The sequence below is a fragment of the Pelomonas dachongensis genome (genome assembly GCF_043555865.1).
Lineage (GTDB): Bacteria > Pseudomonadota > Gammaproteobacteria > Burkholderiales > Burkholderiaceae_C > Pelomonas > Pelomonas dachongensis.
Map to the genome: position 1 here is coordinate 378,141 of NZ_JBIGHY010000001.1, position 25,090 is coordinate 403,230.

Sequence of the window (25,090 nt, forward strand, 5' to 3'; positions counted from 1 at the left end):
CCCGTGGACCTAGCCGATCTGAAGTCCGGCCGACTGCCCCCCGACGACTACGCACGCAACTTTGCCGATGTGCATCCGCCGCTGAACCGCACGCAGGCGCTGATCGAGGCGGAGCGCTGCTACTACTGCTATGCCGCCCCCTGCCAGACAGCCTGTCCCACGGGCATCGACATTCCGGCATTCATCCAGCGCGTGGCACAGGACAACGTGCGCGGCGCGGCCGAGGCGATCCTGACGGCCAACCCGCTGGGCGGCATGTGCGCGCGCGTCTGCCCGACCGAGGTGTTGTGCGAGCAAGCCTGCGTGCGCAACACCCACGAGAGCAAGCCGGTCGAGATCGGCCTGCTGCAGCGCTATGCGGTGGAGGGGCACTTCGCCACACCCGGGGCCCGGCCGCTGTTCGAGCGCGCGGCGGCAACTGGCAAGTGCGTGGCGGTGGTGGGCGCCGGTCCGGCCGGCCTGGCCGCCGCGCACGGCCTGGCGCGGCGCGGGCATGACGTGACGCTGTTCGACGCGGCGCCCAAGCTGGGCGGGCTGAACGAGTACGGCCTGGCCACCTACAAGGTGGCCGGCGGCTTTGCGCAGCAGGAGATCGACTGGCTGCTGAGCATCGGCGGCATCACGCCGAAACTCGACTGTCGACTCGGCCGCGACATCTCGGTCGACGGCCTGTTAGCCGACTACGACGCCGTCTTCCTGGGGCTGGGGCTCGCGGGCGTCAACACGCTGGGCATTGCCGAGCCCGAGTTGCCAGGGTTGCGCGATGCCGTGGACTTCATCGCCGAACTGCGCCAGAACCCGCCCGAAGCGGTGGCGGTGGGCCGCAAGGTCGTCGTCATCGGCGGCGGCATGACGGCGGTCGATGCCGCCGTGCAGAGCCGGCTGCTGGGCGCCGAGCAGGTGACGATGGTCTACCGCCGCGGGCCGGAAGGCCTGTCGGCCTCTACGCACGAGCAGCACTGGGCGCAGACGAATGGCGTGACGATCCGCTGCTGGGCCCGGCCGCTGGCCGTGGAGGCCCAGGGCGGCATCGTCAGGGGCATGCGCTTCGCGGCGACGAAGCTCGAAGGCGGCCAACTGGCGGACACCGGCGAGCAGTTCTTCATCGAGGCCGACCTGGTGTTGCGCGCCATCGGCCAGACCTATGAACCCGACGGCAGCGCCATCGAGTTGCAGGGCGGGCGCATCAAGACCGACGCCCAGTTCCGCACCAGCCTGGCGCGCGTCTGGGCCGGCGGCGACTGCCGTCATGGGGGGCGCGACCTGACAGTGGAGGCTGTCGAGCACGGCAAGCGCGCCGCCGAGTCCATTCACGCTGAACTGACGGGGGTGGCCCATGGCTGACCTGAGCACCAACTTCCTCGGCATCAAAAGCCCCAACCCGTTCTGGCTCGCGTCGGCGCCGCCGACCGACAAGGAGGTCAACGTGCGCCGCGCCTTCGAGGCCGGCTGGGGCGGCGTGGTCTGGAAGACGCTGGGCGAAGACCCGCCGGTGGTCAACGTCAACGGCCCGCGCTACGCGACGCTGTGGAGCCAAGACCGGCGCGTCATCGGCTTCAACAACATCGAGCTGATCTCCGACCGGCCGCTGCAGGCCAATCTTGACGAGATCGCCCGTGTGAAGCGAGATTTCCCTGACCGGGCGATGGTCGTGTCGCTGATGGTGCCGGTGAACGAGCAGAGCTGGAAAGACATCCTCGCCCGCGTGGCCGACACCGGCGCCGACGGCGTGGAGCTGAACTTCGGCTGCCCGCACGGCATGAGCGAGCGCGGCATGGGCTCCGCCGTGGGCCAGGTTCCGGAGTACATCCAGCAGGTCACCGAGTGGTGCAAGAAGCACACGCGCATGCCGGTCATCGTCAAGCTGACGCCCAACATCACCGATGTGCGCCACCCGGCCCGCGCGGCCAGGGCGGGCGGAGCCGATGCGGTCAGCCTCATCAACACCATCAACTCGGTGATGGGCGTGGACCTGGACCGGATGGTGATGAACCCGGTCACCGACGGTTGGGGTTCGCACGGCGGCTACTGCGGTCCGGCCGTCAAGCCCATTGCGCTGAACATGGTGGCCGAGATCGCGCGTGATCCGGCCACGGCCGGCCTGCCGCTCAGCGGCATCGGCGGCATCACAACGTGGCGCGACGCGGCCGAGTTCATCGCCATGGGCTGCGGCACCGTGCAGGTGTGCACCGCGGCGATGGTCTACGGCTTCAAGATCGTGCAGGACCTGTGCTCGGGTCTGAGCAACTTCATGGACGAGAAGGGCTACGGCTCGCTCGACGATTTCCGCGGCCGCGCCGTGCCCAGCGTGAAGAATTGGAACCAGCTGAACCTGAACCACGTCGAGAAGGCCGTCATCCTGCAGGACAGCTGCATCCAGTGCGGACGCTGCCACGTAGTCTGCGAGGACACGTCGCACCAGGCCATCTTCGCGACGAAGGACGGGCAGCGGCATTTCCACGTCAACGACGCCGAGTGCGTGGGCTGCAACTTGTGCGTGTCGATCTGCCCGGTCCCTGGCACCATCACGATGCGTGCCTTGCAGCCGGGCGAGACCGACGCGCGCACGGGTCGCGTCATCGACGGCAGCACGCTGAACTGGACCGAGCATCCCAACAACCCCATGCGGGCCGGGTGCGCCTGAAGGAAACGTCATGAGTCACTACGAAGTCGGCCACTGGATCGCCGGCGCCATCAGCCACGGCAGCGGCGACCGCCGCCAGGACATCTTCAACCCCGCGACCGGCGCGGTGCAGGGCCAGTTGCTGCTGGGCAGCGTGGCCGATCTGGACGCCGCCGTCGCGTCTGCCACGCAGGCCGCCAAGGCCTGGAGCCAGACGCCGCCGCTGGCACGAGCGCGCGTGCTGTTCAAGTTCCTCACGCTGCTGCAAGAGCGCAAGGAGCTGCTGGCCGGGACAATAGTCCGTGAGCACGGCAAGACGCTGCCCGACGCGCTGGGCGAGGTGGCGCGCGGCATTGAGGTGGTCGAGTTCGCCACCGCCATGCCGCAGCTGCTGAAGGGCGAGTACACCGAGCAGATCGCGCGCGGCATGGACGCGTGGAGCATGCGCCAGCCGCTGGGTGTGGTGGCCGGCATCACGCCGTTCAACTTCCCCGCCATGGTGCCGATGTGGATGTACCCGATCGCCCTCGGCTGCGGCAATGCCTTCATCCTGAAGCCCAGCGAGCGTGACCCGTCGTCGTCGCTGTTGATGGCGCGCTGGCTGCAGGAGGCCGGCCTGCCCGATGGCCTGTTCAGCGTCATCCAGGGTGACAAGGACATCGTCGACGCCATCCTGGCTCACCCCGGCATCGCGGCGGTCAGCTTCGTCGGCAGCACGCCGGTGGCTGAGCACATCTATCAGGTCGGCACCGCCCACGGCAAGCGTGTTCAGGCGCTTGGCGGCGCCAAGAACCACATGGTGGTCATGCCCGACGCCGACCTTGACGGCGCGGTGGACGCGCTGATGGGCGCGGCCTATGGCTCCGCGGGTGAGCGCTGCATGGCGATTTCCGTCTGCGTCGCCGTCGGTGATGTGGGTGACAAGCTGGTCGCCGCGCTGGCGCCCAAGGTCAAGGCGCTGAGGATCGGTGAAGGCCATCAACCAGGCGCCGAGATGGGGCCGCTGATCACGCGCGCGTCACAGCAGCGCGTGGAGCGGCTGATCGGCGAAGGCGTGGAGGCCGGCGCCAAGGCGGTGGTCGACGGCCGCGGCCTGCGCGTGCCGGGCCATGAGGACGGATTCTTCGTCGGCGGCACGATTCTGGACGGCGTCACTGCCGACATGAGCTGCTACACGGAAGAGATCTTCGGCCCCGTGCTCTGCGTCGTGCGCGTGCCCGACCTGGCCGGGGCCATCGCCCTCATCGAGGCCAACGAGTACGCCAACGGCGTGGCCATCTTCACGCGCGACGGCCACGTGGCGCGCGAGTTCGTGCATCACATCCAGGTGGGCATGGTGGGCGTCAACGTGCCGCTGCCGGTACCGATGGCGTTCAACAGCTTCGGCGGCTGGAAGCGCAGCCTGTTCGGCGACCACCACGCCTACGGGCCGGAAGCCACCCGCTTCTACACGCGCCACAAGGCCGTCATGCAGCGCTGGCCGGATTCGACCCCCAAGGGTCCGCAATTTGCTTTCCCGCAGAACACATAAACCTCACGGAAACGCGCCATGACTGACCCCTCGCTGAGCAATCACGATCTCGTTCCCACGACATCCGCTCAGCGAACGTGGCGCTGGCAGGACTACGCGGCGCTGTGGGTCGGCATGGTGGTGTGCGTGCCGACGTACACGATGGCCAGCTCCATGCTGGACCAGGGCTTCAGCTGGCAGCAGGCCGTGGGCCTGGTGCTGATGGCCAACCTCATCGTGCTGGTGCCCATGGTGCTGATCGGCCGCGTCGGGCCCAAGCACGGCATCCCGTTCCCCGTGCTTGCCCGCGCGTCTTTCGGCGTGAAGGGCGCCAGCCTGCCGGCCGTGCTGCGCGGGCTGGTGGCCTGCGGCTGGTTCTCGATCAACTGCTACTTCGGCGCGCTGGCGCTGCACAGCTTCTTGAACGTGCTGGGCTTCGGCCTCGCCGCGCCAGCAGCGGGCGAAACCATCAGCACGTCGCAACTCGCCTGCTTCACCGCCTTCTGGGCCGTGCACCTGTGGTTCATCTGGCGCGGCACCGAGTCCATCCGGCTGCTGGAAGTCATCGCCGCGCCGCTGATGGTGGCCGCATCCGTCGCACTCGTGGTGGCGCTGATGATGCAGGTGCCCAGCGCCCAGCTGTTCGGCCTGCCTGCCAAAGAGGTGCCCGGCGGACCGAAGTTCTGGGCGGCATTGACCGGGCTGGTCGGCTTCTGGGCCACGTTGGCACTCAACATCCCCGACTTCACGCGCTTCGCGAAAACACAGGGCGACCAGACGCTGGGTCAGGCCATCGGCCTGCCGCTGCCGATGGCGCTGTTCTCCATGGTGGGCGTCATCGGCTTCTCGGCCAGCGCCATCCTGTACGGCAAAGCCGAGCTGTTCCCCGACGCGCTGCTGGCCAAGATGGGCCCGGTGGCCGCGGGTTTGGGCCTGCTGGTCATCCTGCTGGCCAACCTGACCACCAACGTGGCCGCCAACCTCGTCTCGCCCAGCTACGACTTCTCGCAACTGGCGCCCAGCAAGATCAGCTTCCGCATGGGCGGCCTGATCGCGGCGGTCATCGGCCTGGCCTTCATGCCCTGGAAGCTGCTGGCCACGTCCGGCGGCTACCTGTTCACGTGGTTGGGGGGTTATGGCACGCTGCTGGGCGCCATCGCCGGCATCCTGCTGACCGACTACTACCTGGTTCGCCGCACCGAGCTGAACAGCGCCGACCTCTACCGCCGTGGCGGCGAGTACGAGTACCGCGGCGGCTGGAACCTGCGCGCCCTCGCCGCGCTCGCCTTGGGCGTGCTGCCCTGCCTGCCGGGCTATCTGGTGGTGTCGGGCGTGCTGGACAAGGCGGCGGTCGCGCCGGCGCTGGTCACGTTGTTCGACTTTGGCTGGTTCTTCAGCCTGGCCGTGGCCGGCACGGTCTATTTCTTCAGCATGCCGCGACAGATCGCGGCGCAGGGAGCACACGCATGAGTCTCTTGATCCGCGGCGCCATCGTTGTCAACGCCGACGCCGAATCCCGCACCGAAGTGCTGTGCGTCGACGGCCGCATCGCCGCCCTCGGCGAGCGCGCCGTGCGCGAGGCCCCCGCCGGCACGACGACGCTGGACGGCACCGGCCAGTACTTGCTCCCCGGCGGCATCGACCCGCACACCCACATGCAGCTGCCCTTCATGGGCACGGTCACTCAGGACGACTTCTTCACCGGCACCGCAGCGGGGCTGGCCGGCGGGACGACGAGCATCATCGACTTCGTCATCCCCAACCCGCAGCAGCCGCTGATGGACGCCTACCGCACCTGGCGCGGCTGGGCCGAGAAGTCGGCGAGCGACTACGCTTTCCACGTCGCGGTGACTTGGTGGGACCAAAGCGTCAGCGACGACATGGGCACGCTGGTGCGCAACGAAGGCGTGAACAGCTTCAAGCACTTCATGGCTTACAAGAATGCCATCATGTGCGACGACGAGACGCTGGTGAACAGCTTCAAGCGCTCGCTGGAACTGGGCGCCATGCCGACGGTGCACGCCGAGAACGGCGAGCTGGTCTACCTGCTGCAGGCCGAGGTCGCCAAGATGGGCATCACCGGCCCGGAGGGCCACCCGATGTCGCGTCCGCCGATGGTCGAGGGCGAAGCCGCCAACCGTGCCATCGCGATTGCCGATGTGCTGGGCGTGCCCATCTACATCGTGCATGTGTCGTGCATCGAAAGCGCCGAGGCGATTGCGCGGGCGCGTGCCCGTGGCCAGCGCGTCTACGGCGAGGTGCTGGCCGGCCATCTGCTGATCGACGACAGCGTCTACCGAGACCTCGATTTCGAGAAGGCCGCGGCCTACGTCATGAGCCCGCCCTTCCGCCCCAAGATCCACCAGGAATTCCTGTGGCGCGGCCTTCAGTCGGGCCAGCTGCACACGACGGCTACCGATCACTGCACCTTCTGCGCGAGCCAGAAGGCCGTCGGCAAGGACAACTTCGCCAAGATCCCCAACGGCTGCGGCGGCGTCGAGGAGCGCATGGCCGTGCTGTGGGATGCCGGCGTCAACTCCGGGCGCCTCACGCCCAGCGAGTTCGTCGCCATCACCTCGGCCAACGCGGCCAGGCTGTTCAACATATACCCGCGCAAGGGCGTCATCGCCGAAGGCGCCGATGCCGACCTCGTGCTGTGGGACCCCGCCGGCATCAAGACGCTGAGCGCCAAGACGCAGTTCTCCAAGAACGACTTCAACATCTTCGAGGGCCGCACCGTACGCGGGATCCCCAGCCACACCATCGCGCAAGGCCGTGTCGTGTTTGCGCGCGGCGAGCTGCGCGCAGAGCCCGGCACCGGCCGCTATCTCAAGCGCCCGCCATTCGGCCCGCAGTTCGATGCCGCCATCAAGCGCTCGCACGACCTCGCGCCCACCGCCGTCGCGCGCTGAAAGGAATCTCCATGGATATGCCCGCCACCACGCCCGACATCAAGAAGCTGCGCGTCAACGGCCAGCGCTTGTGGGCCTCGCTGATGGAGCTGGCCCAGATTGGCGCCACCGAGAAAGGCGGCGTCTGCCGCTTGACGCTGACCGACCTCGACAAGCAGGGGCGCGATCTGGTCACGCGCTGGGCCCGTGAGGCGGGCATGACGGTCACCATCGACCAGATCGGCAACGTCTTCATGCGCCGCGCCGGCCGCAACAACGCGCTGCCACCCGTCATGACCGGCAGCCACATCGACACCCAGCCCACCGGCGGCAAGTTCGATGGCAACTACGGCGTGCTGGCCGGCATCGAGGTCGTGCGCACGCTGAATGATCACGGCCTCGAGACCGAGGCGCCCATCGAGGTCGCGTTCTGGACGAATGAGGAAGGCTCGCGTTTCGTGCCTGTGATGATGGGCTCCGGCGTGTTCGCGAAGGCCTTCACGCTGGAGCATGCCTATGCGGCGACGGACACCGAAGGCAAGACGGTCAAGGGCGAGCTGGAGCGCATCGGCTACATCGGCGAGCAGGTGCCCGGCGACCACCCGATCGGCGCCTACTTCGAGACGCACATCGAGCAGGGCCCGGTGCTGGAAGACCACGACAAGACCATCGGCGTCGTCACCGGCGTGCTGGGCATCCGCTGGTACGACTGCGTCGTCACCGGCATGGAGGCTCACGCCGGCCCCACGCCGATGGCGCTGCGCAAGGATGCGCTGCAGGTGGCCACTCACTTGATGCAGGAGGTGGTGGCCTGCGCCCACCGCCACCCGCAGGCCGACGGCAGCAACCATGGCCGCGGCACGGTGGGCATGGTTCAAGTGCACCCCAACAGCCGCAACGTTATCCCCGGCCGCGTGAAGTTCAGCATCGACCTGCGCAACGCGACCGACGCGCTGTGCGAGGCGATGGATGCGGACATCCGCGCGGTGGCCGCGAAGCTGTCCGCAGAAACTGGCCTGCCCATCGAGATCACGCCCGTCAGCGCCTACCCCGCCCAACCCTTCCACCCCGACTGCATCGCCGCCGTGCAGAAGGCTGCCGACACGCTGGGCTACAGCAACATGCGCGCCGTTTCAGGCGCCGGCCACGACGCCGTCTACATGGCGCGCCTGGCCCCGGCTGGCATGATCTTCATCCCCTGCAAGGACGGCATCAGCCACAACGAGATCGAGGACGCCAAGCCCGAGCACATCGAGGCCGGCTGCAACGTGCTGCTGCAGGCCATGCTGGGCGCGAGCGGGGGTAAATCCTGAGGCGTGCGAAGCATGGTTGACCGCGCATATCAGGGTTAGCATGAAGCCACCGACAACGAAGGAGAGAGGCATGAACCGACACGCGTCCGCCACCCGGCTTCTGGCACTGGGTGCCATCGCCGCCACGGCCTTGTTGACCGGCTGCGCCAGCGGCCCCTCGGTCACGCAGGCCGCCCGCGTCCCCGGTGAGCCCCTGGTGGAGCGCCACGCTGCGGTGGACGCCCAGCGCCTGCTCAACGTCTACCAGCAGCGCGGCTATGTGCTGGTCGGGTCGTCCGGCTTCAGTAGCGCCCGGCATGAATCCGAAGCCAATGCCGTCGCGCAGGGGCGCCAGATCGGCGCCGATCTGGTGCTCTTGCTGGACGCTCGTCCGGCCTACGCCAACATCCCCGCATCGACCCGGAACAGCCCGGCTAGCACTTTCGGATCCAACGCAGGCGGCATCGCGCAGGAAGTCGGCCCGGCGCGGACACGCGAAGCCTTGTCGGCCTACTCGGCCCGCCTCGCCGCGGATCGCGGGGGCCAGCGCCCGGACCTGGCTGCCGCCTATTTCGTGAAGCAGCGCGAGGCAATGCCCGCGCTGTGACGCCGCAGCCCGCGTGACGCGGGTTGCCCGTGTCAGCACTGGTGTTCGCCTGCAACCGGCCAGCCGCGCTGGCAGGCACCGCATAGGTGATGCCGGTCGGCGCTTCTTTGGTGTTCTTCACGACACGACCCTGCAGCACGCCCACCACCTCGCCGGTGCTCCACGTCGAGCACCGGGCCGCCGCTGTTGCCGGGATAGGCGATGGCATCCAACTGCATCACCTTGAAAGCGCCGTCGCGCAACTGCCGCACGATGCGTGGATCCAGCCCCGCGAGGCTGCCTGCGAGCGTCGCGATGGAAGTCCAGGCCGAAACGATGCCGCGATGGGTGGTATGCACCTGGCCCAGCGCATTGCCGCTCGGGAACCCCATCAACGCAATGGAGGCGTCCCCACGGCGTCCTGCTCGGCCAGCTTCAGCACGGGCAGCGCGGGGCCGTCAATGGCGAGCAAGGCCAGGTCATTGCGCCGGGGCGGGATTGAAAGTACCGGTCGAAGCGGCGTAGTCAAGCCAACAAGAGGCGCCTGCCACCAGCCGGCATGGTCTTCATCCCCTGCAAGGACGGCATCAGCCACAACAAGATCGAGGACGCCAAGCCCGAGCACATCGAGGCGGGGTGCCATGTGTTGTTGCAGGCCATGCTTGAACGGGCCGGCACCGCGACATTGCCTATGAATGCTGGCACTGCAAAGCTGACTGCGTCTTCACGGCTCAAGACCAGAAGCATTCGTTTGAGGTTCAGAATGCCAAAATCAACCAACACCGCCGCCTGTGCACGGCAATGTTGAGAGGACTCGAACCGCATTCGCAACGCGCTGCGTGACTGCGAAGCCCAGTTGGCAGAAGGCAGGGCGCGACTGCAAACGGACAAGGTCTTTCTCGGCCGCTGGTCCGGCCTCCTCGTTGCCTTGGAGGCGTATGTGCCCTATCGGCCCGACACTGCCAAGAAGAACATGCTTGCCAAGTTGCTAGCAACCGGCTGATCGCCCGGTTGCCGCCAGAAGGGCAACAGAAGTTGCCCTTCTGGCAGTAACGCCAAGCAAAGTGGAGCTGTCAACCTTCCAGCTGACTCAAATCCCGCACCGCCCCCTTGTCCGCCGACGTCGCCAGCAGCGCATAAGCCTTCAGTGCAGCCGACACCTTGCGGGGGCGAGCTTCAACAGGCTTCCAGCCCTTGGCATCCTGTTCGGCGCGGCGCTTGGCGAGTTCTTCGTCGCTGACCAGCACATCGATCGTGCGGTTCGGAATGTCGATACGGATGCGGTCACCGTTGCGCACCAACCCAATCGCACCACCCGCCGCCGCCTCCGGCGAGCAGTGGCCGATGGACAGGCCCGAGGTGCCGCCGGAGAAGCGGCCGTCGGTCAGCAGCGCGCAAGCCTTGCCCAGGCCCTTGGACTTGATGTAGCTGGTCGGGTAGAGCATTTCCTGCATGCCCGGACCGCCCTTGGGGCCTTCGTAGCGCACCACCACCACGTCGCCGGCCTTGACCTTGTCGTCGAGGATGTTGGCCACCGCCTCGTCCTGGCTCTCGACAACATGCGCCGGGCCTTCGAACACCATCAGGCTGTCGTCCACGCCGGCCGTCTTCACGACGCAGCCGTCCAGCGCGATGTTGCCACGCAGCACCGCCAGGCCGCCTTCCAGCGAGAACGCGTGTTCCACGGCGCGGATGCAGCCCTCGGCACGGTCCGTGTCCAGGCTGGGCCAGCGCGAGTTCTGGCTGAACGCCACTTGCGTGGGGATGCCGCCGGGGCCGGCCATGTAGAAAGTCTTGACGGCTTCGCTGGGCGAGCGGGCGATGTCCCACTGGTCCAGCGCGTCCTTCATGGTCTTCGCATGCACGGTGGGCACGTCGGTGTGCAGCTTGCCGGCGCGGTCCAGCTCACCCAGGATGGCCATGATGCCGCCGGCGCGGTGCACGTCTTCGATGTGGTACTTGTTGGTGTTGGGCGCCACCTTGCACAGCTGCGGCACCACACGCGACATGCGGTCGATGTCAGCCAGCGTGAAGTCGATCTCGGCCTCCTGCGCGATGGCCAGCAGGTGCAGGATGGTGTTGGTGGAGCCGCCCATCGCGATGTCCAGCGCCGTCGCATTCTCGAACGCCTTGAAGCCCACAGAGCGCGGCAGCACGCTGGCGTCGTCCTGCTCGTAGAACCGCTTGCACAGCTCGACAGCTGTGCGCCCCGCCCGTTTGAACAGCTGCTCGCGGTCCGCGTGTGTGGCCACCACCGTGCCGTTGCCCGGCAGCGAGAGGCCCAGCGCCTCGGTCAGGCAATTCATCGAGTTGGCCGTGAACATGCCCGAGCAGCTGCCGCAGGTGGGGCAGGCCGAGCGCTCGACCTCGGCGAGGTCGGCGTCGCTGACCTTGCTGTCGGCGGCCATGACCATCGCGTCGATGAGGTCCAGTTTCTTGATCTCGATGGTGGCCGTGCCCGGCACCGCCAGGCGCACCTTGCCGGCTTCCATCGGGCCGCCGGAGACGAACACGACGGGGATGTTGAGCCGCATCGCGGCCATCAGCATGCCGGGGGTGATCTTGTCGCAGTTGGAGATGCACACCAGCGCGTCGGCGCAGTGGGCGTTGACCATGTACTCGACCGAGTCGGCAATGATGTCGCGGCTGGGCAGCGAATACAGCATGCCGTCATGGCCCATTGCGATCCCGTCGTCCACGGCGATGGTGTTGAACTCCTTGGCCACGCCGCCCACGGCCTCGATCTCGCGGGCCACCAGCTGGCCCAGGTCCTTCAGATGCACGTGGCCGGGCACGAATTGGGTGAAGGAGTTGGCGATGGCGATGATGGGCTTGGAGAAGTCGTCGTCCTTCATGCCCGTGGCGCGCCACAGCGATCGGGCGCCTGCCATGTTGCGGCCGGCGGTGGAGGTCTTGGAGCGGTAGGGGGTGGGCATGGCGGGCGGCTCGAAACGGATGCGGGAAGCCGCGATTGTCCGGCGGAGCCGGCGTCAGGGTTATTCCAGAAGCCCGCCGAAAGCTCGGTTGCCCCTTGCCGAATGCTCGACGCCGCAGGAGGCGCGTCACAGTGCTGTCCAAGCTCATCCCGCCGCGAGACCTTCCAATGATGCGTACGCTGTTGGCCGCCTTGCTGTTGCTCTCGCCCCTGCTGGGCTTTGCCGCCGAACCGCTGGCGCCCGCCTGCGCGCCCGGTGCCGGAGAGCGCGCGGTGCGCGAACAGGGCTTCGTCGAGATCAACGGCATCCCGCAGTGGCTGACCATCACCGGCCAGGACTGCCGCCACCCGGTGCTGCTGTTCGTGCATGGCGGCCCTGGCAATCCCAACACGCCGTTCGCCGACGCGCTTTTTGGCGCCTGGGCCAAGGATTTCACGCTCGTGCAGTGGGACCAGCGTGGCGCCGGCCGGACCTATGGCAAGAACCTGCCGGTGCGCGAGCTGGAACCCGACGAGTTCGCCCGCACGCCGCTGACGCTGGCGCTGCTGGCGGCCGACGGCATCCAGGTGGCCGAATACCTGCAGCGCCGTCTCGGGCAGCGCCAAGTCATCCTGACCGGCAGCTCGTGGGGCTCGGCGTTGGCGGTGGAGATGGTGCACCTGCGGCCCGAGCTGTTCCACGCCTATGTGGGCGTCGCCCAGCTCGTGGGCCCGGCTGACCTCGCCGCCAGCCACGCCCTCGCGCTGCAGCGTGCGCGCGAGCTGGGCGACCCGCAGGCGCTGGCCACGTTGCAGGCCCTCGGCGCCCCGCCGTGGACCGAGCCGCGCAGCTTCGGCAAGCTGCGCCGCATCCTGCGCGGCTACGAGGCCAGCCGCACCGACCCCGGGCCGGCCTGGAAACCCGCCGCGGACTACGCCGGCCCGCAGGATGCGGCCGCGTTGGAGGCCGGCGAGGAGTTTTCCTTCCTGAAGTTCGTCGGCTTCAAGGGCGATGGCATGCTGTGGCGGCTGAACCTGCTGGATGAGCGCACGCGGTTGAAGCTGCCCGTCTTCCTGGTCCAGGGCGCGGAAGACCTGCTGACGCCGCCCACGGTGACGCGCGCCTGGTTCGACCGTCTCGACGCGCCGCGCAAGCAACTGGTGACCGTGCCCCGCGCCGGCCACGATCCCAACGGCCCGCTGCTGGATGCGCAACTGCGCGTGCTGAAGGACGGGGTACTGCCGCTGGTGCGCTGAGGCCACGTCGGACGGGACACGCCGGAGGTCGGCGCGAGCTGCCCGCTGTGGCCGCTTGGCTGGCGCTCAGGCGACGGCGCTGCGCACGGCCTCGCGCACCAGCCCGTCCAGCTGACCGGTGATGTGCGTCATCTCGCCTGACACCACCGCGAACTCGCGGCCCGAAGCGCCGGCGCGTGCGGCCACCACCTGGGCGTTGAACGACACGATGCGCGCGTGCTTGGCGATCTGCTCGATGTCGCCCATCACCGCGGTCAGCTGCTTCTTGGCGGACGCGGCCTGCTGGCGGGCCAGGTCCTCGTAGACCTGGGTCAGCCGGTTCAGCGTGGCCAGCAGCGGCGTGGCGGCCTCCACCAATTCCTCCAGCAGGTCCGGCGCGCCGCGCAGCCCGGCCCCGATGGCGTCCAGCGCGCGCCGGGCCAGGTCGATGAAGGCGGTGATGCGCTCGTCGGCGCGCTGCGGGCCGAAGTAGGCCTCCGCCAGCTCGCCACCCAGCATGACCGGCGACAGCTCGCCCTCCATCAAGGCAAGGTGGGCATCGCTGAACGTGACCAGCGCGTCGCGCGAGGTGTTCAGCGCGCCGTCGCGGCCCTGGGCAGCCAGCACCGCATACAGCACCAGGCGCTGCGACGTGAAGCGCCGCCGGCCCGACAGGTTGATCAACTTGCCAAATGCCTCGCCGGCCATCTGCCTGGGCGGCGCCCCCGCTTTCAGTGCATGGGCCGGTGCACGAGCCTGGTGCAACATGATGTCCTCCGTGAACGGGTTCACGACCGGCGACGTCCTCGGCCGCCCAGCCGACCCTTGCCTTCAGGGTTAGCACGGCCCGTGCCACGGCGGCCCCGTCGCGCCGCCGTGGCGACGCATCGCGTTACGAAAATATGGCCCGTCAGGTGCTGGCGCGCACGGGTGCGTGGCCAGAATATCCACTCCATCCCTCGGAGGATTTCGATGCGATTGATGCGTTCTGGCCTGCCGCTGGTGCTGCTGCTCTCCCTGCCCATGGGCGCCCAGGCCCAGGCGGTGTCGGCGGAAAAACTGTCTCAGGCGCTGGGCACGCCGGGCCTGAAGGCCACGCTGGCGCCCAAGTTCCGGCCTGAGCAGGTGCACCAGGACTACGACATCGTCGACAGCGCCGGCAAGGATATGGCGACGGTGACGACGGCCCCGCCAGCCTACTTCGCCGAATGGCAGAAGTTGCCCGGCTTCGAGCCGCTGCCGGGCGTGGGCCAGCAGGCCTTCGTGCGTCCGCGCATCGACCAGGTCTGCGGTCGCAGCGCCCGTGCGGCCGCCTGCGTGACGCTGATGCCCATGGCCTTCCCCAAGGACAAGAAGCCGACGCTGCCGCAGCTCCAGGCGGCGCTGGCCACGCTGCTCTGAGGCTCAGCCCAGCCGCGCCAGCCGCTGCGCGGCTTCGGCCAGCGTGTCGTCACGCTTTGCGAAGCAGAAGCGCACGTGGCCGCGCTGCTGCGGCTGCTGGTAGAAGACCGACAGCGGGATGGCTGCGACGCCGATCTCGGTGGTGAGCCACCGGGCGAAGTCCAGCTCGGGCAGCGCGCCGTGGGTCGATACGGCGCGGTAGTCCACGGTCTGGAAGTAGGTACCTTCGCAGGGCAACAGTTTCAGCGGCGTGCCGTCCAATGCGGCCCGGAAGGCGTCGCGCTTGGCTTGGTAGAACGCGCTCAAGGCTTGCCACGGCGCCGGGTCGGCCAGGTAGGCCGCGAGCGCGTGCTGTGTGGGCGTGTGCACGGTGAAGACCGTGTACTGGTGCAGCCGACGGAACGCGGCGCTCAGCGTCGGCGGTGCGGCGACGAAGCCCACCTTCCAGCCCGTCACGTGGAAGTTCTTGCCGAAGCTGCTGACCAGGAAGCTGCGCTCGCGCAGCGCCGGATAACGCGCCACGCTCTGGTGCGGCGCGCCGTCGAACACCATGTGCTCGTAGACCTCGTCGCTGACGACGAACAGGTCGTGCTGCTCGGCCAGGCGTTCCAGCTCGCGCAGGTCGTCGGCCGTGGCGACGCGGCCGCTGGGGTTGTGCGGCGTGTTCAGCACCAGCGCCCGCGTTCGCGGCGTGATGGCAGCGCGCACGGCCGCCCAGTCCAGCCGATAGTCCATCGTCATCGGCACGCCCACCGGCACGGCGCCTGCTAGGCGGATGGCCGGGTCGTAGCTGTCGTAGGCCGGCTCGATGATGAGGACCTCGTCGCCTGCGCCCACGCAGGCGTGCAGCGCAGTGATGAGGCCCTGCGTGCCGCCGGCCGTGATGGTGATGTCGCGGTCGGCGTCGTAGGCCGCGCCGTACAGCGCGTTCAGCTTGGCCGCTACGCCCAAGCGCAGTGCCGGCACGCCGGTCATCGGCGGGTACTGGTTGTGGCCGGCGGCCATCGCTTCCGTCACCGCCTGCAGCAGCGCCGGGTCGGCACCGAAGTCCGGGAAGCCCTGGCCGAGGTTGACGGCGCCATGCTCGGCGGCCAGCGCCGACATGACGGTGAAGATGGTGGTGCCGGTGTTGGGCAGCTTGGCGGGCAGGGCAGGCATGGCCGGATTCTGCGCGAGCGCTACCGACCCGCCAGCCCCCGCCGCCGTGATTACGACTGCGCCGGAGTCGACTCTGGGGTTGGCTTCAGCATGCCCGCCAGGTTCTGCGCGATGCCGGTGATGCCCTGGTTGGACAGACCCGCGTCCTGCATGACCGCGTCGACGATGGGCTTGGCGATCTGGTACTGCAGCGCCGAGTTCATGACCTGCTCGGGGAACGTGGCGCCTGATGCGGAGCCGCCGCCTTCCCCGCTTCCGACCTGGCCCTGGCCGGGCATGCCGTTGACCTGCACGATGCGGATGGAGTCGATGTTCTCCATCGGCTTGACGGCCTCGGCCAGGATGGTGGGCAGTTGCTGCAGCAGCTGCGTGCGCACCTGCAGGTCGATCTGCGCGGCGGACAGCGTGTTCAGCGCCTCGTTGATGGCACGGCGGCCCTCGGCCTCGGCGATGGCCGCAGCCTGCTTGGCCTTGGCTTCAATCGTCAGCGCCTCGGCGCGGTCGATCGCCGCTTCCTTTTCGGCGGAGGCCGACACCTTCACTGCGATGGCGTTCTGCTCGGCGTCCTTGCTCGCTTCGATCAGCTGAATCGCCTTGTCGCGCTCGGCCACGGCCACCTGGCGAGCGGTGTTGACGGTTTCCTCGGCCTTCACGGCTTCGGCGCGCGCCAGGTTGGCGGCGGCGTCGGCCTCCGACTGCTCGCGCGACTTGGTCGCGATGGCGATCTGCGTGTCCTGCCGCGCGATCTCGACCTGCTTGCGCTGGTCGGCGCGCTTCAGCTCGGCCTGGCGCTCCTGCTCGATCTCGCGCGTCTGGATGACCAGGTTCTTCTCGATCTCGGCCGCCTTGATCTCGCGCTCGGCCTCGATGCGGCGCTGGCCCACCTGGCGTTCCGCCTCGATCTTCACCGTTTCGGCCTCGCGGTTGCGCTCGGCCTGCTGGCTGGCGATCTGCGCCGACTGCTCGGCCCGCGCCATCTCGATCTCGCGCTTCTGCGTCAGCGAGGCGAACTCCTGGTCCTTCTCGATGGTCAGCTTGAGACGACTCGCCTCCAGGTTCTTGGTGCGCACCTGCACCTCGGTGTCCTGCTCGACGTCGTTGCGCTGCTTGCGGCGCGCCTCGGTCTGCTCGGTCAGGCGCGTCAGGCCCTCGGCGTCGAAGGCGTTGTTGGGGTTGAAGAACTGCTTGTCGGTCTGGTCCAGGCTGGTCAGCGACACCGACTCCAACTCCAGGCCGTTCTTCTCCAGGTCTTCGGCGACGGCGTTCTGCACCGCTTGCACGAAGTCGCGGCGCTTGTCCTGCAGCTCCTGGATGGTCATGGTCGCGGCGGTGGCGCGCAGGCTGTCGACGAACTTGTCCTCCACCAGCGCCTTCAGCTCGTTGGGGCTCATCGTGCGTGCGCCCAGCGTCTGCGCGGCGGTGCTGACCGCTTCTTCCGTCTGCTTCACGCGCACGAAGAAGGCGGCCGTCACGTCGACGCGCATGCGGTCCTTGGTGATGAGGCTCTCGCGCTCGCGGCGCAGCACTTCGAGCTTGAGCGTGTTCATGTTGACGAGCACGCGCTCGTGGAACACCGGCAGCACGATAGCGCCGCCGTCCATGATGACCTTCTGCCCGCCCAGGCCAGTGCGCACAAAGGCCAGTTCCTTGGTGCTGCGCTTGTACAGCCGCGCGAACACGAAGCCGATGGTCAGCAGGCCCAGCAGGCCGATGCCGGCCATGACGGAAATGTCGATGATGTTGTCCACTCTCTTTGTCTCCCTCAGATCAGGTTGGGATGGGGGTTGGCAATGCAGCGATAGAACGCCCCCGCCTTGCGCACGATGAGTATCTGCGCGCCTTCTTCAAACACTTCGTTGTCCATATCGGGCTCCACCATGAGGTAGTGCACGCGGCCGTGCGCGTCGCGCACCCGCGCCTGCGCCGCCAGGCCCCGACGCGCCGCGCCGCCGCTGATGACGCCGCCGCGCCCCACCAGCGACTGCTCGCTGACGGCGCTGGTCTCGTCGCGCGGGATGATGTGCGCCACCAGCGAGCCCAGCCCGCGCACCGTGGCCAGCCCCGGCGGCACGGCCAGCAGCCCCGCCAGCCAGGCGGGCAGAAAGCCACCCAGCAGATTGAACGCTACCTTCTGCAGTGCATAACCAAACAGTGCGTAGCCCAGCAGGAACAGCAGCAGCAACACCAGCGCCGGCACGCGGCCCAGGTGCAGCCAGCCCAGCACGCGGTCCAGGCCGGACTCGGGTACCGCATGCGGCAGCAGGTCGTCGATGACGTTGCTGGGGCTGAGCGCCACCAGCATGCCCAGGCCTTCCAGCAGCGCGATGGCGACGATCAGCGCCACGGCGACGCCGAAGGGCAGCGTCTCGGGCGAGGTGAAAAGATTCATCGATGCAATTCCTGCGAGTTGCGGGCGGGCGTGAGTGTCATGCCTGTCAGGCTTGCCCTGCCTTGATTTGAGCCAGTCGCTCGGCGATCTTGTGGTCGCGCACCATGCTCTCCAGTTCGCTCAGACGTGCAGCCTGCTCCAGGTTGGCAGCGCTCTGTGTGCCGTTCAGGCCCGTCTGTCGCTGGTAAATCTTGTCGAAAGCATCCGTCACCTTGCCCAGGCGCTGCTCGACATTCGACTGCCCCACCTGCTGCGCAGCAGATGCCGTCGCCGCGCGGCTCTTGCCGAAGTCGGCCAGCACCTCCTGCATCTCGCGCTTCTTGGCCAGCAGCGCGGCCGTGAAGCTTTGCAGCTCCTGCTCCTGGCGGGCGAGGTCGGCCAGCGTCGTCTCCAGCACGGGGATCTGCGCCTCGATGTCGATCTGGCGCGACACGGCTGCGCGCGCCAGGTCTTCACGCGAAGCCGCCAGCGCCTGGGCGATCTGGTCGCGCAGGTCTTCATGGCTGCGGTTGAGCTTGGCGTGCTGCTGCTGCGCCAGGTGGCGGTTGGCGCTGACGGTGCCCAACTCGTGGCGCACCTCGCCGATGACGCCATCGGCCTCGCGGATGGCCTGCTCCATCGCCGCCTGCGGGTTCAGGTCTTCGATCTTGTCCAGCAGGGCATGCACGCCACCGGCGATCACGCGGCCCACGCGGGTCTTCAGGGAATCGGCCATGTCAGGCTCCTTGGGTCGTGGTCAGGGTCGAGGCCAGCTCGACGGTGGTGCCCAGGTGGCGCTTCACCACCTCGGGGTCGAAGGCATGCGCGCCGCTGGTCGCGGCCTGGCGCAGCAGGGATTCGCTGAGCAGTGCGGCGCGGCGCACCAGCGCGTCTTCCATCTTGACGGCCTCGTCGGCGCTCGTCGGCGCGCTGCTGATGACCAGGGCCATCAGCGTCGTGACCTGTTCCACCAGCAGGTTGAGCACCTCGGAATGCCGGCCCTCGGCGCCTTCGATGCGCACCAGCGCCTCGCGCAGCCGGTGCGTCAGCTCGCGCGCCCAGCCGTGGGCGGCCACATAGTCGAAGGCCCCGTCATGCTGGCGCTTGAGCTGCCCGAGCAGCACGCGCAGCTTGTCGCTGTTCGTCGTGGCACCTTCCACCTGAAGCTGCGCCAGCCACAGATAGAGGTCACTCGGGATGCGAGCCGACAAAGGCTCCATCGTGATCGTCTGCGTCGCCATGCGGCACCGCCTTCAAATGAGTTCCAACGAACACGAATGTATTCGATTGAATTCATTTGTCAACAAACAGGGGCCGCTATTCTGGAAGCGTCCTACGGGCTCACGCGCCGCTGCCCTGCCGGCTCGCCTCTTCCTCGACTGCGGCGAACAAACGCCGGTTTCTCGGCCAATCGCAGAACACAAGTTATCCATGCCGGTTCTCGTGCCCCTCCTCGCGCTCATAGCTGTCATGCTCGCATTTCTGGCGTTCATCCGTTGGGACAGGAAGCGCCCTGCGAACGCCATCTCGCGGGAACAGATGGCCAAGGGCTTTGCTCCTCGTGACATTGCAAAGTGGCCCGCCTTCCTTGGAATAGCCCTTGGCGGCCTCTGTTTCGGCCTCAGCGAGTTCATGCACCCCAGCGCCCCGCCTTTTGTTGGCAAAGGGGCAACCCTCAACGCCTTGGCATACAACGCACTCGGCGAGCGAGGCCCTGCGTTGTTATGGCTGATTGCAAGTGCCGCGTTCGCCGTCGCGGCCTACGTTTCATACCGTTCGTCAGCTCGCGCCGTTGGCAAGAAACATCCCTGAGCTAGGCGTGCGGACGGATGACTGCGGCTTCTGCCGCCAGCAAGATAAAGACATGCGGCAGGACGCCGCCCAACCTCAAGCCGCGTCCATCATCTGGCTGAAGAACTTCTCGCCGTGCACCCGCGGCTTGTACGCCGACACCGCCTTGGCAATGGCCGCGATGTGGTCGGGCGTCGTGCCGCAGCAGCCGCCGGCAATGTTCAGGAAGCCGGCCTGGGCGAACTCGCCCACCAGGCGGGCCGTCACGTCCGGCGTCTCGTCGAAGCCGGTGTCGCTCATCGGGTTGGGCAGGCCGGCGTTGGGGTAGCAGCTGACCGCCACGTCGCCCGCGACCTTGGCCAGTTCCTCGATGTAGGGCCGCATCAGCGTGGCACCCAGTGCGCAGTTCAGGCCGATGGCAATGGGCCGCGCGTGGCGCACCGAATGCCAGAAGGCGGTGACGGTCTGGCCCGACAAGATGCGGCCGGACGCGTCCGTCACCGTGCCCGAGATGATGACCGGCAGGCGCTCGCCGGTGTCTTCCATCAGCTCGTCAAGCGCAAAGATGGCGGCCTTGGCGTTCAGCGTGTCGAAGATGGTCTCGACGAGGAAGACGTCGGCGCCGCCTTCCAGCAGGCCCTTCGCCTGCTCGTAGTAGGCCGCGCGCAGCGTGTCGAAGTCAATGTTGCGGGCGCCGGGGTCGTTGACGTCGGGGCTGATGGATGCGGTGCGCGGCGTGGGGCCTAGTGCCCCGGCCACGTAGCGCGGCTTGTCGGGCGTCGAGTATTTGTCGCAGGCCTCGCGGGCGATCTGCGCGGCCACGACGTTCATCTCGTAGGCCACGTCGGCGAGGTCGTAGTCTTCCTGCGCGACGGTGGTGGCGCCAAAGGTGTTGGTCTCGATGAGGTCGGCGCCGGCCGCCAGGTACTGCTCGTGGATCTCGCGGATGACGTCGGGTCGCGTGAACAGAAGCAGCTCGTTGTTGCCTTTCAGGTCCTTGGCGTGGTCCTTGAAGCGCTCGCCGCGGTAGTCGGCCTCGCCCAGCTTGTAGCGCTGGATCATGGTGCCCATCGCGCCGTCGAGGATGGCGATGCGGTTCTGCAGCAGGGCCGGCAGGGCTTGGGCGCGGGTGTAGGCAATGGGCTTCATGGGCGCGATTTTCGCAGCCCGGCCCGGCGCTCGCTTCTCAAGGGCCGAAGAAGGCCTGCGCCTCGGCCAGCACCACGTCGGGCGCCTCCTCGGCGATGTAGTGGCCGCTGTTCACCGCGAGGCCACTGACGTCCTCGGCCGCGGCCCGCCACAGCGCCAGCGGCTCGAAGCAGCGGCCCACGACGCCCTGGGCGCCCCACAGCACGCGCAATGGCTGCGTGACGCGTCGGCCGGCATCGCGGTCGGCACGATCGTGCGCGAGGTCGATGCCGGCGCTGGCGCGGTAGTCGGCGCAGACGGCGGCGGCGCTGCCGGGCTTGACGAAGCAGCGCTCGTACTCGGCCCAGGCCTCGGGGGCGAAGAAGTCGCCCCGGCTGCCCATTCCTTCGCGCAGGTAGGCGATGGGGTCGGCGGTGATGAGGCGCTCAGGCTGCGGCGCAGGCTGGATCAGGAAGAACCAGTGCCAGTAGGCGCGCGCGAAGGCCTCGCCAGTGCCCTCGTACATGGCCAGCGTGGGGGCGATGTCCAGCAGCATCAGCCTGCGCACGGCCTTGGGATGGTCCAGTGCCAGCCGGTGCGCAACGCGGGCGCCGCGGTCGTGGGCCAACACGTCGAAATGGTCGTGCCCCAGCGAGCGCATCAGCGTGACGGCATCCAGCGCCATCTCGCGCTTGGCGTAGGCGGCGCTGGCCTCGCCGGCCGGCGGGCGGTCGCTGTCGCCGTAGCCGCGCAAGTCCATCAGCACGACGCGGCGGTCCTGCGCCAGCGCCGGTGCGACGCGGTGCCACATGGCCATGGTCTGCGGGTGGCCGTGCAGCAGCAGCAGGGGCGGCCTGCCGACGTCCAGCGAGCCGCCCTGGCGAGCGAACAACGTGACGCCGTCACGCTGCACGGAAAGGGTTGGGAAATCGGTCCACATGGGACCGATTCTGTGTCAGGCCGTGCGCAGGAAGTACAGGTTGGCGCTGGAACGAGCCAACAGCACGAAGCCGCGCAGGGCGGGCACGTAGCGCAGGCGGTTCTGGATGCCGGCGTCCGGCGTGGCGGCGATCTTCACGCTGCCCGTGCCGGTGGTCAGCAGACTCATGTCCCAGGTGTTGCCGTCGTTGGGTTTGACGACATAGAACTGACCCGCGGCGGCTCCGATGCCACTGTAGAAGATGAACCGGTCGTGGTCGGGGTCGTACTCCATGGCGGCGTACGTCGGCTTCTCGGCCAGCCACTGGGTCAGCGCGGTGCTGGGGTTGAAGCTGACCGCGATCTGCTGATTGCTTCCCAGAGGGACACGGCTGGCCATCATGCGCTGCGGGTCGAAGCCTTGTCCGTCGCCCCATTGCATGCAGAACAGCTGGCCGCGGCGGGCGTCTGCGGCGATGGGCCACCGCACCGAGTCACCCAGCGGGTTCGAGACGACGTCGGTCCACTTGCGGTCGACCGGCGACCATTTCTTCAGTTGTGAACTGATGATCTCGCCGGTTGACCGGACTTGCGCCGAGCCGTAATAGCCGGCCGGCATGTCGGCGAACGTCCCCGGCGGGTCCCAGGTGTTGGTGTCGAGGTTGAACGCGTCGACCTTGCCGAAGTTGTGCGCGGCCCCCCAGGCTGCTCGGAGGCCGAACAGCATCAGCCGGTTCACCTGCGGTACGAAATGCAGCGAGCTGTAGAGGTGGCGCGAAGCCGGCTTGCCGTCCGCGTAGTAGGCCACGTTGGTGGCCACGGTGACGCTGGGAGCCATTCGCTGCTGCCACGCCGGCGTGTCGGACGACAGGTTGATGGAGACGACGCGGTTGTCGTAGGAATCGTTGTGCCCACCGGCCGCAGCGATCAGGATCTCGCTGGTGCGCTCTTCGATGGCCATGCCGCTGTAGGCATCGACGGCGGACCCGCCGGCACCGGACGTGCCAGGGATCTCGAACCACGTGTTCAGCGGCTTGTCGGCCAGCCAGGCGGGCAGCGCGCGGGCGGGAACGACCGACCAGACGGGCGCGACGTTGTAGGCATCGCGCAGCGCTGCGTAGTTGCTGGCGCTGGTCACGCGCTGGTAGGCCGCACCGGCGCCCTTGACGCCGTAACGCACGGCATAGGCCATCGCTGTCATCAGGTTGGCCCAGTGCGCCCGGTCGCCCGGTAGGATCTCGGCGGCCAGCTTGCCCTCGGCGGTGCCGAACCAGCTGGGCTTGGACGCGTAGGTGGCGGCGTACACCGCCGCATCGTCAGCCAGCCACGGGCCCTTGCCGCCGGCGAAGTCGGGTACGCCGGCATTGGTGATGCTCATCGTGTAGGGCGCGCCGTTGACGTACCAGAAACCGCTGCTCGTTCCCAGTCGCATGACCGCGCTGCGTGCCTTCCAGTGAAAGAAGGCTTCCAGCTTGGCCGCTGCGGCTGCGGAAATCGGCAGGCCCAAGCCCAGCGAGTAGCCGAAGGCGGCGGTCACAAAATCCTGCTGCCACGGGGCGCCGAACTGCATATTGTTGGTGTAACCCTCGCCAGGCTGGATCCAGCCGAAGGGGTTGTTGGGCTGGGCGACGTAGGTGCCGTGCAGGTCGTCTGCGTTGTGGTGCACGCAGTCGACGAACTCGTTGCGCAGCGCCGTGTCGCTGTCCGGCGTGACGGCCAGCGCCTGCGCCAGCGTGCGCCACTGCCAAGCGCAGGCGCGCGTCTGCCACGCGCCAAAGCACGGGCGGACCAAACCCTTGGAACCGACGCGCAGCACGTTGTTGTCGCCCTTGCCCAGGTAGTCCAGCGTGGCAGCGAACTGCACCTGTTCCATGAAATACCAGCGGCCGGTCAGCAGGTAGGCCATGTAACCCACCGACGGTGCGTGGGCGGCGTCCCAGATCGGGGGGATCTTGCCGGTTCCCTTGGGCGTGTACTGGTTGCGCGTCGAGCCTCCCACGTCACGCACCGGGCTGCCGTTGGGCAGCACCAGGTTCGGGTACTGAGAGAAGCGCAGCGGCCGCTGGGTCTTTTCGTCGCGGTAGTGGATGCTGTAGCGGCCTGCGGCGAAGCCGGTCCGTACGACCGCGCCATACGCTGCGGGGGTGTCGCAGGTCAGGTACAGCACGTCGTGCTCGGGCAGCAGACCGATGGACTCCTGGTAACCGCCTCCCGTCATGGAGTCGCCCTGGTACATGAAATTCGCCTTGTCCAGGGGCGTGTACGTTTCCACCAGGCGTTTGGCGGCGGAGGAGGTTGAATCGACCCGCGCGCTGTACGTCGGCACCTGTTCGGTGGCCTGCAGGTAGGCCACGTCATGGCGCGGTGTGATGGCAGGGTCCTCGCCCAGCCAGTACGAAAGCGCCGGACCGCTGATCAGCGGCGTGCGGCAGTGGTGCGGCAGGTCGATGGCGGCGGAGAAGCGTTCGCTGCTGCTCAGCTTGAAACTGTAGGTGGCCGATTTGTTGGTCGGGTCCGCCACCATCAGATAGCCGTTCTCTACCCAGGGCAGCACTTCCACGGCGCCGTTGGCGAACAGGCGCACCTCCAGCCAGGCGACCAGGTGAGCGTCGCTGCCCAGGGGTTTGCGGTAGACCCACGATGACATCTGCGGGCCGGTGATCCAGGTCTGGAACGGTGCGTCCCATTCGGTGTTGCCGAAACTGGCCGTGCCCAGGCCCGAGGCGGCGACCTCGGCCGTCACACCGGTCTTCTTCAGATCGGCCACGCCAAGCGCGGAGCCAGCAGCAGCGGCGTCGGCGCGACGCAGGCGAACCGTCAGCGGCGTGTTGGCGCTGACGTCGGCCAGACCGGCCAGCTGCGCGAACCGCAGCGAGCCGTCGGGCCAGGTCGTCCGCGGCGTGACCTGCAGCGCGCCGACGCTGCCGGCCACGCTCGAGCCGGCCGGGATGTCGCCGCGCTTGAAGGCGAAACCCAGGCAGAACGGCGCCCGGGTCTGGGCACGCGGGCTGACCAGGCTGAATTGCATGGTGCCCGTGGAAAAACCCAGCACTGCGGCGGACACGCCGGTCACCGGTGACGGGGGCGGCGCGGGGGGCGGCGGGGGCGGCGGGGGCGGTGACGGCGGCGTGGGCGACGGTGGAGGCACCGGCGGCTTGGGCGCGGCGGCAGCCTCAGCCGTCGCGGCCTCAGCGCCAGATGACCCGCCGCCGCAGCCCACCAACGGCAGGCCACTGCTCACGAGGGCGGAAACCTGGAGGAATTTGCGGCGTTG

Annotated in this window: 22 protein-coding genes and 1 pseudogene; 12 read left to right on the plus strand and 11 right to left on the minus strand. The window is 68.1% G+C overall.

Going from position 1 to position 25,090, the window contains the following annotated elements; all coding sequences use genetic code 11:
* The first annotated feature begins 3 nt into the window (after nt 1-3).
* The 7 genes from ACG02S_RS01845 (at nt 4) to ACG02S_RS01875 (ending at nt 8,923) form a co-directional block, all read left to right on the plus strand.
* A complete protein-coding gene (locus tag ACG02S_RS01845) occupies nt 4-1,344 on the plus strand; it encodes an NAD(P)-dependent oxidoreductase (RefSeq protein WP_394468734.1) in 1,341 nt (446 codons plus the stop codon).
* A complete protein-coding gene (preA, locus tag ACG02S_RS01850; RefSeq protein WP_394468735.1) occupies nt 1,337-2,644 on the plus strand; it encodes an NAD-dependent dihydropyrimidine dehydrogenase subunit PreA in 1,308 nt (435 codons plus the stop codon). Before ACG02S_RS01845 ends, preA begins: the two co-directional genes overlap by 8 nt.
* Before the next feature lie 10 nt (nt 2,645-2,654).
* Nucleotides 2,655-4,154 (plus strand): CoA-acylating methylmalonate-semialdehyde dehydrogenase, encoded by a 1,500-nt coding sequence (locus ACG02S_RS01855; RefSeq protein WP_394468736.1) that lies wholly within the window; start codon nt 2,655-2,657, stop codon nt 4,152-4,154.
* 18 nt (nt 4,155-4,172) lie between these two features.
* Nucleotides 4,173-5,603, plus strand: a complete 1,431-nt coding sequence (locus ACG02S_RS01860) for an NCS1 family nucleobase:cation symporter-1 (RefSeq protein WP_394468737.1) — start codon at nt 4,173-4,175, stop codon at nt 5,601-5,603.
* Nucleotides 5,600-7,045: a dihydropyrimidinase gene (hydA, locus tag ACG02S_RS01865; RefSeq protein ID WP_394468738.1), complete on the plus strand. Its 1,446-nt coding sequence runs from the start codon at nt 5,600-5,602 to the stop codon at nt 7,043-7,045. The genes ACG02S_RS01860 and hydA overlap by 4 nt, the downstream gene beginning before the upstream one ends.
* A gap of 11 nt (nt 7,046-7,056) precedes the next feature.
* Nucleotides 7,057-8,337 carry a Zn-dependent hydrolase gene (locus tag ACG02S_RS01870; RefSeq protein ID WP_394468739.1) on the plus strand — a complete coding sequence of 427 codons (1,281 nt, stop codon included), beginning with the start codon at nt 7,057-7,059 and terminating at the stop codon, nt 8,335-8,337.
* A 70-nt stretch (nt 8,338-8,407) separates the two neighbouring features.
* A complete protein-coding gene (locus ACG02S_RS01875) occupies nt 8,408-8,923 on the plus strand; it encodes a hypothetical protein (protein WP_394468740.1) in 516 nt (171 codons plus the stop codon).
* A 32-nt stretch (nt 8,924-8,955) separates the two neighbouring features.
* Here the strand turns inward: ACG02S_RS01875 and ACG02S_RS01880 are convergent, their stop codons facing one another.
* Nucleotides 8,956-9,294, minus strand: coding sequence for a hypothetical protein (locus tag ACG02S_RS01880; protein WP_394468741.1), 339 nt, complete (start codon nt 9,292-9,294; stop codon nt 8,956-8,958).
* 149 nt (nt 9,295-9,443) lie between these two features.
* Between ACG02S_RS01880 and ACG02S_RS01885 the strand changes: the two are divergent.
* Together ACG02S_RS01885 and ACG02S_RS01890 are read left to right on the plus strand one after the other, a co-directional pair.
* Nucleotides 9,444-9,581: pseudogene (locus tag ACG02S_RS01885) on the plus strand (Zn-dependent hydrolase); the annotation flags it as partial.
* A gap of 5 nt (nt 9,582-9,586) precedes the next feature.
* A complete protein-coding gene (locus ACG02S_RS01890; protein WP_394469295.1) occupies nt 9,587-9,745 on the plus strand; it encodes a zinc-ribbon domain containing protein in 159 nt (52 codons plus the stop codon).
* A 230-nt stretch (nt 9,746-9,975) separates the two neighbouring features.
* Here the strand turns inward: ACG02S_RS01890 and ilvD are convergent, their stop codons facing one another.
* Entirely contained in the window at nt 9,976-11,838 is a 1,863-nt protein-coding gene (gene ilvD / locus ACG02S_RS01895) for a dihydroxy-acid dehydratase (protein ID WP_394468742.1), read from the minus strand.
* A gap of 170 nt (nt 11,839-12,008) precedes the next feature.
* Here ilvD and ACG02S_RS01900 point away from each other — a divergent pair, with 170 nt between their 5' ends.
* Nucleotides 12,009-13,073: an alpha/beta fold hydrolase gene (locus ACG02S_RS01900; protein ID WP_394468743.1), complete on the plus strand. Its 1,065-nt coding sequence runs from the start codon at nt 12,009-12,011 to the stop codon at nt 13,071-13,073.
* 66 nt (nt 13,074-13,139) lie between these two features.
* Here ACG02S_RS01900 and ACG02S_RS01905 read toward each other — a convergent pair whose 3' ends face one another.
* Nucleotides 13,140-13,820 (minus strand): methyl-accepting chemotaxis protein, encoded by a 681-nt coding sequence (locus tag ACG02S_RS01905; RefSeq protein ID WP_394468744.1) that lies wholly within the window; start codon nt 13,818-13,820, stop codon nt 13,140-13,142.
* A gap of 204 nt (nt 13,821-14,024) precedes the next feature.
* Here ACG02S_RS01905 and ACG02S_RS01910 point away from each other — a divergent pair, with 204 nt between their 5' ends.
* A complete protein-coding gene (locus ACG02S_RS01910) occupies nt 14,025-14,453 on the plus strand; it encodes a hypothetical protein (RefSeq protein ID WP_394468745.1) in 429 nt (142 codons plus the stop codon).
* Nucleotides 14,454-14,456: 3 nt separating this feature from the next.
* Here ACG02S_RS01910 and ACG02S_RS01915 read toward each other — a convergent pair whose 3' ends face one another.
* Genes ACG02S_RS01915 through ACG02S_RS01935 form a run of 5 tightly spaced genes read right to left on the minus strand, consistent with a single transcriptional unit; the run spans nt 14,457 to nt 19,220 of the window.
* A complete protein-coding gene (locus ACG02S_RS01915; RefSeq protein WP_394468746.1) occupies nt 14,457-15,611 on the minus strand; it encodes a methionine aminotransferase in 1,155 nt (384 codons plus the stop codon).
* A 50-nt stretch (nt 15,612-15,661) separates the two neighbouring features.
* Nucleotides 15,662-17,359 (minus strand): flotillin family protein, encoded by a 1,698-nt coding sequence (locus ACG02S_RS01920; RefSeq protein WP_394468747.1) that lies wholly within the window; start codon nt 17,357-17,359, stop codon nt 15,662-15,664.
* A gap of 14 nt (nt 17,360-17,373) precedes the next feature.
* Nucleotides 17,374-18,000, minus strand: coding sequence for a YqiJ family protein (locus ACG02S_RS01925; RefSeq protein WP_394468748.1), 627 nt, complete (start codon nt 17,998-18,000; stop codon nt 17,374-17,376).
* Between the two features lie 46 nt (nt 18,001-18,046).
* Nucleotides 18,047-18,715: a PspA/IM30 family protein gene (locus tag ACG02S_RS01930; protein ID WP_394468749.1), complete on the minus strand. Its 669-nt coding sequence runs from the start codon at nt 18,713-18,715 to the stop codon at nt 18,047-18,049.
* 1 nt (nt 18,716) lies between these two features.
* A complete protein-coding gene (locus ACG02S_RS01935) occupies nt 18,717-19,220 on the minus strand; it encodes a hypothetical protein (RefSeq protein ID WP_394468750.1) in 504 nt (167 codons plus the stop codon).
* A gap of 16 nt (nt 19,221-19,236) precedes the next feature.
* On the opposite strand from ACG02S_RS01935, the gene ACG02S_RS01940 reads away from it, so the two are divergent.
* Entirely contained in the window at nt 19,237-19,791 is a 555-nt protein-coding gene (locus tag ACG02S_RS01940; protein ID WP_394468751.1) for a hypothetical protein, read from the plus strand.
* A gap of 75 nt (nt 19,792-19,866) precedes the next feature.
* Here ACG02S_RS01940 and ACG02S_RS01945 read toward each other — a convergent pair whose 3' ends face one another.
* The 3 genes from ACG02S_RS01945 to ACG02S_RS01955 are packed head-to-tail and all read right to left on the minus strand — an operon-like array spanning nt 19,867 to nt 24,844.
* A complete protein-coding gene (locus tag ACG02S_RS01945) occupies nt 19,867-20,919 on the minus strand; it encodes a homocysteine S-methyltransferase family protein (RefSeq protein WP_394468752.1) in 1,053 nt (350 codons plus the stop codon).
* A 37-nt stretch (nt 20,920-20,956) separates the two neighbouring features.
* Nucleotides 20,957-21,838, minus strand: a complete 882-nt coding sequence (locus ACG02S_RS01950; RefSeq protein WP_394468753.1) for an alpha/beta fold hydrolase — start codon at nt 21,836-21,838, stop codon at nt 20,957-20,959.
* A gap of 15 nt (nt 21,839-21,853) precedes the next feature.
* On the minus strand, nt 21,854-24,844 hold the full coding sequence (locus tag ACG02S_RS01955; protein ID WP_394468754.1) for a hypothetical protein: 2,991 nt from the start codon (nt 24,842-24,844) through the stop codon (nt 21,854-21,856).
* Between the last annotated feature and the right edge of the window lie 246 nt (nt 24,845-25,090).

Coding starts and splice junctions, on each gene's coding strand:
- preA (WP_394468735.1), top strand. CDS start 1,337: ATGGCTGACCTGAGCACCAACTTCCTCGGCATCAAAAGCCCCAACCCG.
- ACG02S_RS01855 (WP_394468736.1), top strand. CDS start 2,655: ATGAGTCACTACGAAGTCGGCCACTGGATCGCCGGCGCCATCAGCCAC.
- ACG02S_RS01860 (WP_394468737.1), top strand. CDS start 4,173: ATGACTGACCCCTCGCTGAGCAATCACGATCTCGTTCCCACGACATCC.
- hydA (WP_394468738.1), top strand. CDS start 5,600: ATGAGTCTCTTGATCCGCGGCGCCATCGTTGTCAACGCCGACGCCGAA.
- ACG02S_RS01870 (WP_394468739.1), top strand. CDS start 7,057: ATGGATATGCCCGCCACCACGCCCGACATCAAGAAGCTGCGCGTCAAC.
- ACG02S_RS01875 (WP_394468740.1), top strand. CDS start 8,408: ATGAACCGACACGCGTCCGCCACCCGGCTTCTGGCACTGGGTGCCATC.
- ACG02S_RS01880 (WP_394468741.1), bottom strand. CDS start 9,294: ATGGGGTTCCCGAGCGGCAATGCGCTGGGCCAGGTGCATACCACCCAT.
- ilvD (WP_394468742.1), bottom strand. CDS start 11,838: ATGCCCACCCCCTACCGCTCCAAGACCTCCACCGCCGGCCGCAACATG.
- ACG02S_RS01900 (WP_394468743.1), top strand. CDS start 12,009: ATGCGTACGCTGTTGGCCGCCTTGCTGTTGCTCTCGCCCCTGCTGGGC.
- ACG02S_RS01905 (WP_394468744.1), bottom strand. CDS start 13,820: ATGTTGCACCAGGCTCGTGCACCGGCCCATGCACTGAAAGCGGGGGCG.
- ACG02S_RS01910 (WP_394468745.1), top strand. CDS start 14,025: ATGCGATTGATGCGTTCTGGCCTGCCGCTGGTGCTGCTGCTCTCCCTG.
- ACG02S_RS01915 (WP_394468746.1), bottom strand. CDS start 15,611: ATGCCTGCCCTGCCCGCCAAGCTGCCCAACACCGGCACCACCATCTTC.
- ACG02S_RS01925 (WP_394468748.1), bottom strand. CDS start 18,000: ATGAATCTTTTCACCTCGCCCGAGACGCTGCCCTTCGGCGTCGCCGTG.
- ACG02S_RS01930 (WP_394468749.1), bottom strand. CDS start 18,715: ATGGCCGATTCCCTGAAGACCCGCGTGGGCCGCGTGATCGCCGGTGGC.
- ACG02S_RS01935 (WP_394468750.1), bottom strand. CDS start 19,220: ATGGCGACGCAGACGATCACGATGGAGCCTTTGTCGGCTCGCATCCCG.
- ACG02S_RS01940 (WP_394468751.1), top strand. CDS start 19,237: ATGAGTTCCAACGAACACGAATGTATTCGATTGAATTCATTTGTCAAC.
- ACG02S_RS01945 (WP_394468752.1), bottom strand. CDS start 20,919: ATGAAGCCCATTGCCTACACCCGCGCCCAAGCCCTGCCGGCCCTGCTG.
- ACG02S_RS01950 (WP_394468753.1), bottom strand. CDS start 21,838: ATGTGGACCGATTTCCCAACCCTTTCCGTGCAGCGTGACGGCGTCACG.
- ACG02S_RS01955 (WP_394468754.1), bottom strand. CDS start 24,844: ATGCAATTCAGCCTGGTCAGCCCGCGTGCCCAGACCCGGGCGCCGTTC.